The sequence below is a fragment of the Caballeronia sp. BR00000012568055 genome, assembly GCF_029439455.1.
Classification (GTDB): Bacteria; Pseudomonadota; Gammaproteobacteria; order Burkholderiales; family Burkholderiaceae; genus Caballeronia.
The window spans coordinates 1-15,034 of record NZ_JAQFVG010000338.1 but is presented as its reverse complement, the minus strand read 5'-3'; the positions used below and the strand labels follow the sequence as shown (position 1 = coordinate 15,034).

Annotated in this window: 12 protein-coding genes; 11 read left to right on the top strand and 1 reads right to left on the bottom strand. The window is 56.0% G+C overall.

Annotation, left to right across the window (positions count from 1 at the left end):
• Entirely contained in the window at positions 1-1,797 is a 1,797-nt protein-coding gene (locus tag P7F28_RS29385) for an SUMF1/EgtB/PvdO family nonheme iron enzyme (protein ID WP_277188451.1), read from the bottom strand.
• A 363-nt stretch (positions 1,798-2,160) separates the two neighbouring features.
• On the opposite strand from P7F28_RS29385, the gene P7F28_RS29380 reads away from it, so the two are divergent.
• From P7F28_RS29380 to P7F28_RS29330, 11 genes are all read left to right on the top strand, one after another.
• Positions 2,161-2,601, top strand: a complete 441-nt coding sequence (locus P7F28_RS29380; RefSeq protein WP_277188450.1) for a DUF4399 domain-containing protein — start codon at positions 2,161-2,163, stop codon at positions 2,599-2,601.
• A gap of 22 nt (positions 2,602-2,623) precedes the next feature.
• Positions 2,624-3,079 (top strand): DUF4399 domain-containing protein, encoded by a 456-nt coding sequence (locus tag P7F28_RS29375; RefSeq protein WP_277188448.1) that lies wholly within the window; start codon positions 2,624-2,626, stop codon positions 3,077-3,079.
• Positions 3,080-3,451: 372 nt separating this feature from the next.
• Complete coding sequence (locus P7F28_RS29370) at positions 3,452-3,748, top strand: hypothetical protein (RefSeq protein ID WP_277188435.1); 297 nt, start codon at positions 3,452-3,454, stop codon at positions 3,746-3,748.
• 65 nt (positions 3,749-3,813) lie between these two features.
• Positions 3,814-4,095: a hypothetical protein gene (locus P7F28_RS29365; RefSeq protein WP_277188433.1), complete on the top strand. Its 282-nt coding sequence runs from the start codon at positions 3,814-3,816 to the stop codon at positions 4,093-4,095.
• Between the two features lie 54 nt (positions 4,096-4,149).
• Positions 4,150-4,428 carry a hypothetical protein gene (locus P7F28_RS29360; protein WP_277188432.1) on the top strand — a complete coding sequence of 93 codons (279 nt, stop codon included), beginning with the start codon at positions 4,150-4,152 and terminating at the stop codon, positions 4,426-4,428.
• A 339-nt stretch (positions 4,429-4,767) separates the two neighbouring features.
• Entirely contained in the window at positions 4,768-6,198 is a 1,431-nt protein-coding gene (locus P7F28_RS29355) for an efflux transporter outer membrane subunit (RefSeq protein ID WP_277188498.1), read from the top strand.
• Between the two features lie 266 nt (positions 6,199-6,464).
• Positions 6,465-8,939, top strand: coding sequence for an FHA domain-containing protein (locus P7F28_RS29350; RefSeq protein ID WP_277188496.1), 2,475 nt, complete (start codon positions 6,465-6,467; stop codon positions 8,937-8,939).
• Positions 8,936-10,309: an HlyD family efflux transporter periplasmic adaptor subunit gene (locus P7F28_RS29345; RefSeq protein ID WP_277188430.1), complete on the top strand. Its 1,374-nt coding sequence runs from the start codon at positions 8,936-8,938 to the stop codon at positions 10,307-10,309. Before P7F28_RS29350 ends, P7F28_RS29345 begins: the two co-directional genes overlap by 4 nt.
• Before the next feature lie 73 nt (positions 10,310-10,382).
• The gene (locus P7F28_RS29340; RefSeq protein ID WP_277188428.1) at positions 10,383-11,135 is read left to right on the top strand and encodes a peptidylprolyl isomerase; all 753 of its coding nucleotides are present in this window, start codon (positions 10,383-10,385) and stop codon (positions 11,133-11,135) included.
• 6 nt (positions 11,136-11,141) lie between these two features.
• A complete protein-coding gene (locus P7F28_RS29335; protein ID WP_277188426.1) occupies positions 11,142-14,201 on the top strand; it encodes a peptidase domain-containing ABC transporter in 3,060 nt (1,019 codons plus the stop codon).
• The coding region (locus P7F28_RS29330) for a sigma-54 factor interaction domain-containing protein (protein WP_277188424.1) at positions 14,198-15,034 on the top strand (837 nt) is incomplete at its 3' end. The genes P7F28_RS29335 and P7F28_RS29330, both read left to right, overlap by 4 nt.

Below are 15,034 nucleotides of genomic sequence, written 5' to 3'. Positions count from 1 at the left end.
TCACTGCATTTCTCTTACGACGCGGAAGCCGTTCTGCGACTGACGCACGCTTGAACTGTATTTGAAGCGCGTGGCCGATTGCATATAGGCCGAGCCGTCGCGCCACGATCCGCCGCGTATCACGCGCACGGAACACGATGGATCGTCCCATGTGCGGCCATCGGCGGGTGCGCCTTTATACGAGCTGTGCCAGCAATCGGCGACCCATTCCCACACGCTGCCGTTCATATCGTAAAGACCGTACGGATTCGCCGCGAATGAAGCGACGGGCGTCGGTGCGGCGGCGTTATAGGGATCGCCGCAATCCTTGCAATCGCCCATGCCTTTCTTGAACTGATTGCCCCACCAGTAAGTGTCTTGCGTGCCGCCGCGCGCGGCGTATTCCCATTCCGCTTCGGTCGGCAAGCGATACGTCTTGCCGCCGGTTTTGCTGAGCCATTTGACGTAGACCTGTGCGTCGTCCCAACTGACATTGCGCATCGGCGAATTGGCGGGCGGCGGCGTATTCGATTCCGCATCCGGTGCGATGCGCGTGCATGCGCCTGCATCGACACAGGCGTTCCATTGCTCGACCGTTACCGCCGTTTTACCGATGGCATACGCATGCGCAAGCGTGACGCGATGCGGCGGTTTCTCGGCGGGGTCGTCGTTATTGCTGCCCATGGAAAAGCTGCCCGGTGTGATCGGGATCAAGGCGGGGCATGTCGGGCAGTCTTTTATTTCGTTTCCGGCTGCGGCCTTTGCGGCGGGTTTAGCGGCGGTTGCTACGGCAGACGCGGGCGCGGGCGCAGGCGTTGGTGTTGGGCGCGGTTTTTCCTGAGCGACCGGAGAAGCGGGCGCAGGCGTCGCAGCTTTAGGCGCTGGCGCTGGTGCTGGCGTTGTAGAAGAAGCAGCGGGCTTAGCCGCCGACGCATGCAGGCGTTCTATGCGCGCCTTGGCTAGCGCCGCAAAGCGCCCATTCGGGTAAGCCTTTAGATAAGCTTCGTAGTCGCTTGGATACGTGCTGTCCTTAATCGATTCCCAAAACGTCAGTTCGTATTGCTCGTTGCTGTCTTTAGGCAAAATCCCGCGCGTGCGCAAGCCATTTTCACTGGCGGATTCATACTGAGCGATGGCGCTTCTGTCGTTAAGCGTTAATTCGCCTGATAGAAAATTTGTTCTGAAATGCGATGGATTCTTTAGCGCTTGCATAAGCGCCTTAGTAAAAAAGCCATGGCGATCATCTTCGGAAGTCTTGGTGCCAGGCTCCGCCGCGTACACTACGACGCTGTGCGCAGGCATCTTGATCTCGCGCAATGGCACCTTGCCAAAGGGCGCATCAAGACACATATCCAATACGACGATATTCGTGCCCGCCACCCGCCCACGCGATATGCGGTCCACGATTTCATGTACGGCAAGGCCTTTTTTAATGAGCGTGACAGGACGATGTTCATCGGCATCGAGTGGCACCAGCCGCGCATCGCCTCCCGCCTGAAGTCCGTGCCCGGCGAAATAGACGAGAGCGGTATCGCGCGGGCCGAGTGTTTCGGCAAACGAAGCAAGCGCCTGGCGCATATCGCTGTCGTTGAGGTTCGTGCGGCGCGTGACATCGAATCCAAGTGATGACAGCGTCGTGCTCATATCGCTTGCATCGTGCCAGGTGCTTTGCAGCGGATGTTCCGCATATGCCGCATTGCCGATCACGAGCGCGCGGCGCTGACCGGACTCGGACGTTTGCATGGTGGCGGCGCGCGCTGGCACGAATGCCGCGCTGATTGTCAGAAGCACGCCCGCGAGAATAAATATTCGCCACATATTCACACCCTGTTCATCCAGCTTTGAGTGGGCGGCTTGCGACGCTTGCGCGTGCTTGCCTTAGCCGCGCGGGCGAGGTCCACGCCCGACGTTCGAATTCCACGGAACACGCGCCCTGCCAGACACGCCGTGCATGTGCAGCACAAACAACAATATCACGCTGCAAGGGCGCGTTTTAATCCCCATTAAGCAGGTATGCGAAAAGAGATGGCGACGGCGCCTTCGCGCACATATCTTTTTTAAATGTTCCGTCCTAATCTAAAAGCGACACTCAACCGATAGGCGTTTCGTGCGCCTTCGTGTGCATCATGCAGTGTGCTTATAGCCATTCCATAAGACTCTTCATCGAGAGGCATGCTTAACATGCTGAGAAGAACCGTGCTTGGGGCGCTGGCGTCGCTTGCCGCATTCGCTGCCGATTCCTCGTTTTCCGCCGCGCAGCGTTCGCGTACGCCCGCGCCGCCGACCGCCGAGGCGTACATCATCTGGCCGCCGGACGGCGCGGTACTTTCGGGTGGCAAGCTCTGGGTGCGCATGGGCTTGCGCAATATGGGCGTGTGTCCCAAGGGCATCGACATGCCGAACGTGGGACATCACCACTTGCTGATCGATACCGACTTGCCGCCGATGGATCAGGAAATTCCCTCGGACCGCAATCACTTGCATTTCGGCGCGGGCGAAACCGACGCGCGCATCGAGTTACCGCCCGGCAAACATACGCTGCAATTGCTGATGGGCGACTTCAATCACGTTCCGCACGACCCGCCTGTGTACTCCAAGAAAATTACCATCACGATGAAGTGACCGGCGCTTAAGGACGAACGACATGAACAAACGATTCGCAGGCGCACGCGCGCTTTCACGATCGATCCTGCTTGCTGCCGCGTGTACTGCATTCTTCGCAGCGCCCGCATGGGCCGATCGAACGCCCGCACCGGCCAATGCTTATGCGTATATCGGCTATCCGAATGACGGCCAGACCCTGCCCGCAGGCAAGCCCTTCAAGGTGTGGTTCGGATTGCGTTATATGGGCGTTGCGCCGCGTGGCGTGAAGTTTCCGAACACGGGACATCACCATTTGCTGATCAATGTCGATTTGCCGCCGATGGATCAGGAAATTCCCTCAGACCGCAATCATTTGCACTTCGGCGCAGGCGAGACCGAGACGATGATCGAACTTCCACCGGGCAAGCACACGCTGCAATTGCTGATGGGCGACGACATGCACGTGCCGCACAATCCGCCGGTCTATTCGAAGAAGATCACGATTTACGTCAGGTAAGTTCTCCAGCCGCGCGCGTTCTGCGCGCGGTGCTTTCCCCATCGACTTAAGCGAAAACGTCCGCACTTTTTGCGGACGTTTTCGTTTGTCCGTTCGTGTGTCATCGCAGTGTTGTTGATCCAACAACACATGGACTACGAAGTGTTGGTTGGTTGAGATCAATTGATTGGCCTTGAGATTCGTCTTAGCGAACAGCCGTAAAAACGCTAAGCCTTATGCAGCAAGCCTAAGCAAGAAATTCAAAGGAAAAGTTCGTCGCTTGGCACACCCTATGCATTGATTGGCCCGAGCAGACAAGTTACCGAGTTGCTCGAATCCACCACCAAACGAAACACCCGAATGCGCGATGCGCAAACCCAAAGGAGAACCACCATGAATACGCTCAACATCAAAGACCTGTCCGTGACCGAAGAACTTGACCGCCGCGCGATGTCCGCTGTACGCGGTGGCTTTATGCCCTTCGGCTCGCTGATCGACCTGAGCAAGACCGACATCTCGAACAGCGTGCTGCAAATGACCAGCCAGACACAAAACACGATGGTGAACACCGGCGTGAACGCAGCATGGACCAAGAACATCTCGGCCAACGTCACGCCGCATCAGGATTCGAGCAACAGCAGCACCGTGAACATCGGATCGGGTTCGCATGCGCCCGTTCTGCTGGGCTAAGCACCATCCACTTTCTCTAAAGCACTTCAATCACGTTACGCCATTTAATTCGCCAGGAGCCAACCATGTCCACTCTGTCCATCCGTGATCTCGCCCGTCAAGACGAACTCAGCCGCAACGAAATGTCCGCTGTACGCGGCGGCTTCGCACTGTTCCCGCTGCCGCTGATCGACGCTTCGAAGTTCAGCGTCCAGAACACGGCGCAACAGTTCACGCAGCAGTCGCAAAACACGTATGTCAGCACCGGCGTCAACGACTTCGATGTGAAGAACATCCACGCCAATGTCGCGCCGTCGCAATCGAGCCGCAACACGAACACGCTGAACGTCTTCAGCCCGAGTGTCTGAGCATCCGAAATTAACTTCGCTACTTTTTAATTTAATCATCCAAGGAGTTTCATCATGACGACCCTCAACATCCGTGACATCGCCTACTCGTCCGACATGGCCCAAACCGAAATGTCCGCAGTTCGCGGCGGCACGCGCATCGGCCTCTTCGCACCGATCCTCGACGCTTCGTCGTTTCATGTGAGCAATACGGCTACGCAAATGACAGGTCAGGCGCAGAACACGTACGTGGCCACCGGCGTCAACGACGCATGGGTCAAGAACATCAGCGCGACCGTCACGCCGGATCAGTCGGGCAGCAACAGCAACGAATTGAATGTGCACGGCCACTAAGAAAGCGGGAATAAATTGTCCGCAAGCGCAGTAAAGAATTAATGCTTAAGCAGTAAAGGCGAGGCACGGGGAGCTTCGCTGCGGTATCCGTCCGCTGATTGAGGCATGTTGGACGGCACGGTGCGCTTGCTGTTCCCGAGACAGCAGGCGTTCCGGTTCACGGGGGCGCGTGTGCCGGCGGCACGCGCGCCACGTGATTTGAACTGGTGACTTAACCCGAATAGAGCAACGCCGCGCCTTGTGATTTACTTGAAGCATCCACATCGGCGCGACGTGTTTTCTCACTCAACTTTGATTGTCGGTGCATCTGTCACCGGGAGCGTGATCGTGCGAGCTTCAATGCCATCGTTGCGCGTGACCTTTGGGCTTGAATGTCCGATTCGCTGGTCGCTTGCGCTATGCACCGTTGCGCTGCTTGCCGGTTGCATCGACGTGAAGGTGCCGCAATATCAGCGTCCCGATACGCCCGAAAAAACCGCCTTCAGCACTAAAGACACCGTCAAGGTCGCTGCCACCGACACGATTCAACCCGACTGGTGGAAGCAGTTTCAAGACCCTTATCTCAACGCGCTGGTGGAGAAGGCCATCGCCGGAAACTTCGACATCAAGATACTCGCAGCACGCATACAGGTGGCGGGCGCGCAGATAGGCGAAGCGCGTGCCGGTGCGTTGCCTTCGATGGATCTTGGCGCTGGCGCGAGCTTTGAGAAAACCACCGGCCAGATGTTCACCAAGCAATATAACGTTGCCACGCAGGTGAATTGGGACATCGACATCTGGGGCGCGGTAGAGAAAGGCGTGCAGGCGCAAAAGGCCGAGTTCCGCGCAACCGAAGCTGACTGGCGCGCGGGTTATCTCGAACTCGTCTCCAACGTTTCGACCACGTATTTCCAGATTCTTCAATTCGACGATCAGATCGATCAGCAGAAGAAAACGATCGCAACCAATCAGCAAATCCTCACGATTTTCGAGGGCATGGAAAAGAATGGTCTTGTGCCGCATACGCAAGTGCTGACGCAACGCGCGGAATTGAATCGACTCACGCGCGACATGCTTGAACTGCGCCGCTCGCGTGATCTTGGTGGCAATGCTTTAGCAACGCTCTTAGGCGTTCCTGCTGGCGGCTTCAAAGTTCCGGACGGACAGTTGCAAAAGCGCGTGCAAGTGCCGCCTGTGCCTGCCGGTTTGCCTTCGCAACTGCTTGCGCGCCGGCCCGATCTTGTCGCGGCTGAATATCGTGTGCTCGAAGCGTATGACTTAGTGGGTCAAGCCAAGCTTGCGCAATTGCCGACCATTAGCCTGACTGGACGCGGTGGCAGCGCAAGCTTTGCGCTAACCGATTTGCTAAAGACCTTCACATTCAGCTTCTTGCCCAGCATCAATATTCCGATTCTCGATCCTAGCGTGCGCGCGCATGTCAAGACGACTGAAGCGCAAACCACGGTGGCCGAACAGCAATATCGCAGCACGGTGATGAACGCGTTCGAAGAAGTGGAAAATGCACTCGTCAATCTGGATTCGCACAACAAACAACGCGATGAATTGCAGCAGGAAGTTGCGCACCTGACCATTGTGGCCGCGCAGATCGACGCACAACTCAAGGAAGGCGTGATCTCGCAACTTGAAGTATTCGAGACCGAGCGCACGCTGCTGGCCGCGCAACTCGCGCTGCTTGCTAACCATCAGCAGATTCTGTCGGACACCGTGACACTCTATAAAGCCTTGGGAGGCGGATGGCCGACAGTGGACGTCAAGAGCGCGAGCCAATGATTTTTTAAGGCATTTCCGCTAAGCATTCCATAACGGTCGTTCGAAATTGCGCATGTAAGCGCCAAAAACAGCACGCAAAATGGCGTACGCCGCCAGTGCCACGCGATTGACTAAGACGATGCAAGACTTAAACTTTCAGCAGTCGCTATTCATGCAAGCTGTCTGGCAGCGCATGGCGAGCGGCACGATTAAACCAGTCCATGCGCCCGCATTTTCCGGGCATTCCTCTGGCGCGTCGGCGGCAGCGGCTGGACGCGCTTGCTGACATGGACATGGCCCTGAGCGATTCGACAGCCGAAAAGCCAAGCGTGGGAGAAGCCTTCGACGTCGTTCTCAAACCGAACGCCGTCGAGCTGGCGGAAATTCGTATCGACGAAAATCTCTTTGCTATTGGCCGGCTGGAATCTCCGTTCGATACCAGCCCGCCCGAAGCGGTGGCGCAGCTCTCGCGGCGTCACGCGCGCATATTTATCGAGCATGGCTTTGTCTATATCGCGGATCTCGGCAGCAAGAATGGCACGGCGGTCAACGGCGTTGCCGTGCGCGAAACGCCGGCGCGCTTGAAGAGCGGTGATGAAATTGCGTTTGGCAGCAAGCTGTCTTATCGCGTGCAATTCGCGCCGCGCGCAAGGCACGCCGTTACGCCTAAACCGCTCGCCGTCACGCTTGTGCCACAACGCGACGATCTCGGCTTAGCGCCGATCGAACTCACGCAATTTCCATTTCTCATCAGTAAAACTGACGATACGTTCGCGCGTTATCGCGAGGCTTATCCGCATCAAGTGAACTACGTTTCTAGGCGTCATGCGCATGTGTTTATCAAGAGCGGAGCGCCATTTGTCGAAGATTTGGGCAGCACGAACGGCACTTTCGTGAATGGCGAGCGCATCGCGGCGTCTGCGGTCGAGTTGAAAAATGGTGATGGCGTCGCGTTCGGCGGTACGCATTTCGCCTATACGGTGAAACTGCGTGGCGAAGAAAGCGAATCGACGTTGACGGAATTGGCCGTCGCTCAGGCGCAAGCGCAAGAGGAATTCGATAGCGACAAGACGACGTTCGTCGGATCGGCGCATTCGTTTCTCGACATTTTTTGCGTCGATCAGGCCGCTGCTCGCGAAGACGAGATCAACGAAGACGCCGCAAAGCCCGACGCCGCACAAGAGCAGGATCAGGACGCGCGCAACGTCAAACGCAGCAAGTTCATGCTCTTCGTCTCAGAGTTCCGTTCGGTGCTTCGTGGCGACGATCAACGCGCGGCGAGACGCACGCGCCGGGTGCTCGCATGCTTGTTGGTGGCTTTAATCGCAGCCGGCACGGCGATCTTCTACAGCGGCTCTAACGAACGCGACGCGAAAGCCTTGATGTCGAATGGCGAATACGCTAAGGCTGCAGCAACCAGTAATGAATTTCTTAACACGCATCCAAACGAAGCGCGCTTTACGTCGATGAATACGGAAGCGGTGCTTAAGTCGAATGTGCCTGCGTGGCTTGCTGCGTTACGCAAGCGCGACTACGCAAGCGCCGACGCGATCATCGCGCAGATGAACGCGTTGAGTACGAATAATCCGGACGTTCGTTCGATGATTGGTGAGCTAAGCTGGATCGGCAAGCTGGAAGGCTTCGTGGTGAGTCGAGGCGGCTCCGAGGCGCCCATTCGCATCTATCAGGATGAGGCGCGTATTGGCGCGATCCTCAAGCATTGGGAAGCGGATGCGTCAGGGCATCAGCGCGATCTGGATCGCATTGCCGGATACGTACCGGAGTTTCGTGAACCCTATGCCTTGGCGCTAAGCCATTTGCGAAAACTGCAAAGCGACGATTCCGTTTACCTTGCTGCAATCGATCGGCTCAATGCGAATATTGCTAAAGGCCTCTCTCAAGACGATCTCGATGCGGTCACGGCAAGCGTCAACGAGTATGCGGATAAATACCCGCGCCTTAGCGGATTAGATCGTGTGCGCGCCGACATTGATACGTATGCAGCAGTGCGGCGAGATATCAACGGCGTGAGCCTTGCGCCTTTGGCGGCATCGCTAAAAAAGGCGAGCTTCTCGACGCCGCCGTTTCAAGATGCGTTCAAACAGATGAGCGCGGGCCAGTTGCCGCCCGCCGATGTACTGGCGCAATACGCCGCCGTTGACGACGCCTGGAACAACGGACGCACCGCGCAAGCGATCGAAAGATTGCAGAAGCTGCCACAAGGCGCGTGGTCGCCGATGGCGCAAAAGGAATTGGCGCACAAGAAAGCGATCGCCGCGCAATACGCCGACTTGCAAAAGGCGCGCGGCACAAAGGGCTATGAAGACGCGCTGTTGTCCTTCTATGAGGCGCTCGATCTTCAAAGCGATATTTACTTTGCCAAGACCACGGCTCCGGAAATTGCTGCGCTAAAGGATAAAGCGGTTGCGCGCGCGCAATCGCTGATGACTCAGGCGCAGACGCTTTGGACGCAATATCGGACGAACGGTGGAATAGGCGGATCGCAACGGCTGGAGTCCGGCGTGTCCGATTCCTTCCGCTCGCAAGCACGTTTGCTTTCCGGTGCAGAAGACGCATCGACGCGTGGCATGCGCATTTTCCGTCAGGTCAAAGCGGATAGTGCGAAATGGACGGCGCTCGCTAAGGAAATCGATAACGAAGCGGCTTTGCAAACGCGCTCGCTTCAGGATCTGCACATGGTGCTCGAACCTGAGCTGCTTAAAACCAAGCTGGCGTTGATAGGCGGAGGACGTGAGCAGTGAAACGAGATCTGCAACTCAAGCCGCTTTCCGAAGCGCTTGGCGATCATGGCGCTGAAGGTATTGCCATTCTCACGGCCGAGCCGCTAAAACTCACGCAAATGCTGGTGCTCGCAATGGTTGCGCTCGTCGTCGCGGGCGTCTTGTGGTCGTTCATCGGGCACGCGGATGTGATGGTGACCGCTCAGGGCACGCTTGCACCTGAGTCGGAAGTGCGGCGCTTTTATGCGCCTATCGATGGTGAGTTAGCCGATCTTTATATCGCTGAAGGTCAGCCAGTTCGCAAAGACGATGTCGTTGCTCGTCTCAATGCGCGCGGCGCGATTGAAGCCGCCACCAATGCACTGGAAGCGCAACTCAAACTGGACGACGCAGAGCGCGAATGGAAGCAATTCCCAGAGAAAAAATTGCTTATGCAGCGCAAGATTGCTGCGCTAAAAGACCAGATGGAAGTGGAAGAACATCAACATCAGCAGCGTGTGAATGAAGGCACCAGCAAGCTTGCGGAAGGGCAGAAAGCGCAATTGCAGGAGCAACGCAGCGTGCTGGATAACGCACGCCGTGCGCGCGATGCCGCCAAAACCGACTTCGATCGCTTTCAACGTTTGATTGCCTTGCCGGGCGGCGGCGGCGTATCGGAATCGCAAGTGGAAGCTAAGCGCAATGCTTATCTGGAAGCGGATGGCGCGTATCGTGTCGAGCAATCCAAATTGGCTGAGTTAGATTTCCGCTTGAGCCATGATTTCACGCAAGCCAAACAGCAACTGGAAGTAAGTGGACAGGAGTCCACAAACCTGCGTTTGCAATATGAATCCGCCATGCGCGAAGTGGCAAGCACAGAAGACAAGCTGCGGCTGCAATTGCAGACCGCACGGCTGGTTGCTGAAGCCGCCGCACGCATCAAGTTTGAAAATATCGACAAGGATAATTTTCTGCTGATTCTTTCCCCGGTGTCGGGTGTGGTCACGGATGTGACATCGACACAACCGGGCGACAAGATTCAGGCGAATACCCCTTTAGGCGGCATTGCGCCAGCCAATGCTAAGCCGGTGCTCAAGATCGAAATTGCCGAGCATGACCGCGCATTTTTGCGTGAAGGGCAGCGCGTCAAGCTGAAATTCAATGCGTTTCCTTATCAGCGCTATGGCGTAATCGACGGCACGCTTGCCTTTATCTCGCCCGCAACCAAACCGAGTCCGACCTCCAAGCAACCGGTCTACGAAGGGCGCGTAACGCTCGACCGCGACTACTACCAGGTGGCCGACACGAAATACCCTTTGCGTTACGGCATGACTGCTACAGCGGAGATCGTAGTGCGCGAGCGTCGTTTGATCGACCTCGGTCTCGATCCGTTCCGCGATGTGGCGGGATAAACAAGGGGGGTTACACGCGCGTTCCAACGATTCCATGCTTACGGATCGAACATAAAACCGAACGGAGAACGACATGACGGCGATTGTGCGTATCGACGAAGAAGTAGTCGATGTCGGCGAATTCATCAGGCTTTTAAAGCTTAGCGGCCAGTTCGACGGACTGATCGAGCAACTCGTGCGCGACAAGGTCACGGTGCGCGCCGCCAAGAAAGCGGGCGTCGAGGTCAGTGCGGACGACATCCAGACGCGTGCGGACCAGTTCAGACGCATTCGCGGGCTGCATCGCGCGGCGGACATGAACAATTATCTCGATGCGCTCAACGTGAGTCTCGATGAATTCGAAGTCTTTATCACCGACACGCTTTATCAGGAAAAAATGCTTGAGCGTGTAGGCACCGAACGCGAGGTCGAGGAATATTTCCAGCTTAATTCGCCTAAGTTCGACAGCATAGAAGTGAGCCATATTCTGCTCGACACCGAAGGCAGCGCCAAGGAAATGATCTCGTATCTGAACGACGATCCCGACAGCTTTGCCGAGATGGCGCGCGAACATTCTTTAGCCGATACGCGCGATGAAGGCGGCGTTATTGGTCGCGTGATGCGTGGTCAACTCAAGCCGGAAATCGAAGCGAAAGTCTTTAACGCCGAAGCCGGTGATTTGCTCGGCCCGTTCGTATCGGCTGATGGCCGCTCTTATGAAATCTTTGCGGTCACGGCTAAGAATCCGGCCAAGCTGGATGAAGACGTAACGGCTGAAATCCGCCGACTCTTGCGCGAGGAATGGATGCTCGCGCGTGCTCAGGAACATGTCATCGAGGCGCGCTAAGAAAATATGGACGCTCCATCGAGCCTCGATTCTCCAGCCGGTTTTCTATCAACCGTCGAGATTCTGTCGCCTTTTACGCAAGAAGAAATTGCGCAACTGGCCGAGCATGCCGAGTCGCGCCGCTTCGGTTTCGGCGAGACCGTATGCAATGCGGGCGATCCCGCCGATGGTCTTTATGTCGTGAAAGCAGGCTCGGTGCGCATCTTTACCGAGGAACACGGCAAAGAAATTTCGATGGGCGTGAAGAAAGAACGCGAGACGTTCGCGGATATCGCGATGCTGCGCGACTATCGGCACGAATCGTCGGTGCGATCCTCTGGCAAGACGGAGTTGTTATTCATTCCCAGACGCGCGATAGAGCCGATTATCGCCAGAAATCCCGATGCGCTTGCGTTTGTGACGAGCTATGTGGCGATCGCCAGTGCGGGCGGCTTCGTGGCTTCGTTATTCGATTTACGCGGCAAGCTGAACAAGGCGGAACTCGAAGAATGTGTGCGCAGTGTCGGCGTCAAACGCGTCGGCGAGAACAAGGAAATTCTTAAGCAAGACTCACGCGACGATCGTCGTCTTTATGTCGTACGTCAAGGTGAAGTGCGTATCGTGCGGGAAGAGGGCGGCACGCAGCATGTGCTCGCAACGCTAGGTCCAGGCGAAATTTTTGGGGAAAAGGCTTGTGTGATGCGTCAAGAGCAAATGGCATCCGCCATTGCCAGCGTTGACACGCGCCTCTTGGTCATTCCTGAAAAGACCGTGCATTTCATCATCGAGCGCAATGTAAAGCTGCGCGAAGTGCTTGAAGAGCGGATTCGATTTACCGAGCGGGAATTGCAGCGGCAAAAGAAATTGGCCGAGCGCCGCAAGCTTCCGGCCATGCTTGACCTTCACACCAAGCCTGAACTCGGCGAACGCGTGATCAAGCGCTTCGCGTGGGTCGAACAGGCGGAGGAAATGGATTGTGGTGCAGCGTGTCTTGCGATGATCTGCCGGCATTACGGCATCAGCATGACGCTCGGCAAATTGCGCGAACTCGCTAATGTCACCACGCAAGGCGCAACGTTGGATTCACTGGCACGTGCCGGGGAATCGCTGGGTTTTACTACGCGCGGCGTGCAATGTACATTCGAGTCCTTGCGTGGATTCGAGTTGCCGTTCATTGCGCATTGGGAGGGCTATCACTACATCATCGTCTATGGCATTTCCAAGGAAAATGTCTGGGTTGCCGACCCGGCCATCGGCTTCAAGAAAATGACCATAGGTGAATTCGAGCGAGGCTGGAGCGGGACGTGTCTGCTCTTTGCGCCCGCGCAGGATTTGACGCAGCAGACCGTTTCGCGTTCACCCTGGATTCGCTTCGTTGGCTATCTCAAGCCGTACAAAAAAATCCTACTGTCCTTGTTTTTGGCGACGTTCGTCATTCAGGTGCTGGGCGTGATTCCGCCGCTCATCATCCAGAACATTCTCGACGGCGTGATCGTGCATCAGAACGTGAGTCTGCTGCATGTGTTGATAGCAGGGCTAATCATCGCAAATGTGTTTTCTCAATTGATGTCCACCATTCGCGCTTATCTGGCGAACTTCATGGTGCGCAACATGGACTTCGCGATGATGTCGCAATTCTTCAAGCACACGTTTTCCTTGCCATTCAGTTTCTTTGCCAAGCGCAAGACCGGCGACGTGTTCGCGCGTTTTCAGGAAAACCACACCATTCGCGCCTTTCTCACCGAGTCTACGGTTACGACGGTGCTCAATCTGCTAATGATCTTCATCTACTTCACGATCATGTTTCTATATAACGTGAAGCTAACCTTCGTGCTGATTGCCTTCGTCATTCCGATGATGGCCTTGACCGTGATTGCCACACCACGCATCAAGCAGAACGCGCGCGAAATGTTTTCATCCGGCACGGATGCACGGTCTTTTCTGATGGAAGCGCTGGGCGGCGTCGAGACCGTGAAGGGCATGGGGATCGAGCGCGCTGTGCGTCTTAAGTGGGAGAAGAAATACGCGAAGTCCCTTGAATTGCAGTACAAAGCGCAGCGCTTCAATCTTAGCGTCGGCGTATGCAGTCAGGTCCTCAACGCCGCGACGACGATTGCGGTGTTGTGGGTCGGAGCAAATCTTGTTCTAGCGCGTGAGCTGACCATCGGGCAATTGATTGCGTTTAACGCCTTCATGGGCAGCGTGTTATCGCCTTTGATGGGGCTGATCGGTTTGTGGAGTCTGCTTAACGATGCAGGCGTAGCAATGGAACGTTTAGGCGACGTGCTCGACATCGAACCCGAGCAAAAGCCTTCCGATATGCAGCAACGCGTCATGCTGCCCGATTTGCAGGGCGATATCAGCTTTAAAGGCGTGTATTTCCGTTATGGCGACGGCGATGTTCCGTACGTGCTGGAAAACATCAGCTTCGACATCAAGCCCGGAGAGTTGATTGCCATTGTCGGACGGAGTGGTTCCGGTAAAACGACGCTCGCCAAACTGCTAGTCGGCTTTTATGCGCCAACGGACGGCAAAATGACGGTCGATGGCTACGATCTTGGTGTGATCGACAAAGGCTTTTATCGCGCGCAGATTGGCTATGTGATGCAAAGCAACCTGCTGTTTTCCGGGACGATTGCAGAAAATATCGCCAGCGGCGATGAAGCGCCTGATCGAAGACGAATAGAAGAAGTCGCGAAAATGGCGGACGCGCACGCGTTTATCGCCAAGATGCCTTTGGGCTACGAACAGATCGTTGGTGAGCGTGGCGTGGGATTGTCGGGCGGTCAGATTCAGCGGCTGTGCATTGCGCGCGCCTTGTATCACGACCCGCGTTTGCTCGTGTTCGATGAAGCGACATCCGCACTCGACACACAATCCGAGAGCAATATTCTCGGCAATATGCAAGAGATATTGAAGGGGCGCACGGCGGTAATCATCGCGCACAGATTGTCCACCATCATGCGTGCCGACAAGATTCTCGTGCTGTACGAAGGCGGTATTGTCGAGCAGGGCAAGCATGACGAACTCGTTGCGAGAAAGGGCATGTACTACCAACTCGTACAAAAGCAATTGAGCGCAGCATGAAGATACTTGACCAGCCAGAAAGTGAAGCACCCGTATCGGCCATTTCTTATGCGGGATTGATCGAGAAGATAGAGATATTGCGCTCGACTCTGCGCTGGACTTCTCGGCTCGAACGTCCTGAGATTGAAAAGCTTCTTAGGCAAGCGAGTTCCTTGCGCGACGAAGTTATGCAGATGTCGCACAAGGAACGCTTCGTGCAGGCCGCTGCGGCCGAGCCTAAGCGCGATATGACGCCAGGCGCGCGACGTCAGGCTTTGATCGAACGTAGCTTCGTATTCGAAGGCACATTTGGCGATAACCCTAAGCTGCTCGAAGCGCTTGAAATTGCCGAAAAAGCGGCGCCGACCGATCTTCCCGTTTTGATCGATGGCGAAAGCGGGACGGGTAAGGAATTAATGGCCAAGGTCATTCATGCGAATGGTTTGCGCGCGGACAAGCCTTATATCTCCGTGAACTGTGGCGCGATTCCGGACAATCTGCTGGAGTCGGAGTTATTCGGGCATCGCAAGGGTGCTTTTACGGGCGCTACGAATGATCGCAAGGGAAAATTCGAAAGTGCGCATACCGGCACGATCTTTCTGGATGAAATCGGCGAACTGCCTCTGACGGGTCAGGTGAAGTTGTTGCGTGTGCTCGAAGCGCATGAGATTCAGCGCGTAGGCTCTGACGAGCCGATTGCAGTGGATACGCGTATTGTTGCCGCGACGAACCGGAACCTGCGTCAGTTCTGCGACGAAGGACGCTTTCGCGAGGACTTGTTTTATCGGCTTAGCGTGATTCATTTGACGTTGCCCGCGTTAAGGGAACGGCGCGATGAAATTCCTTTGCTGCTT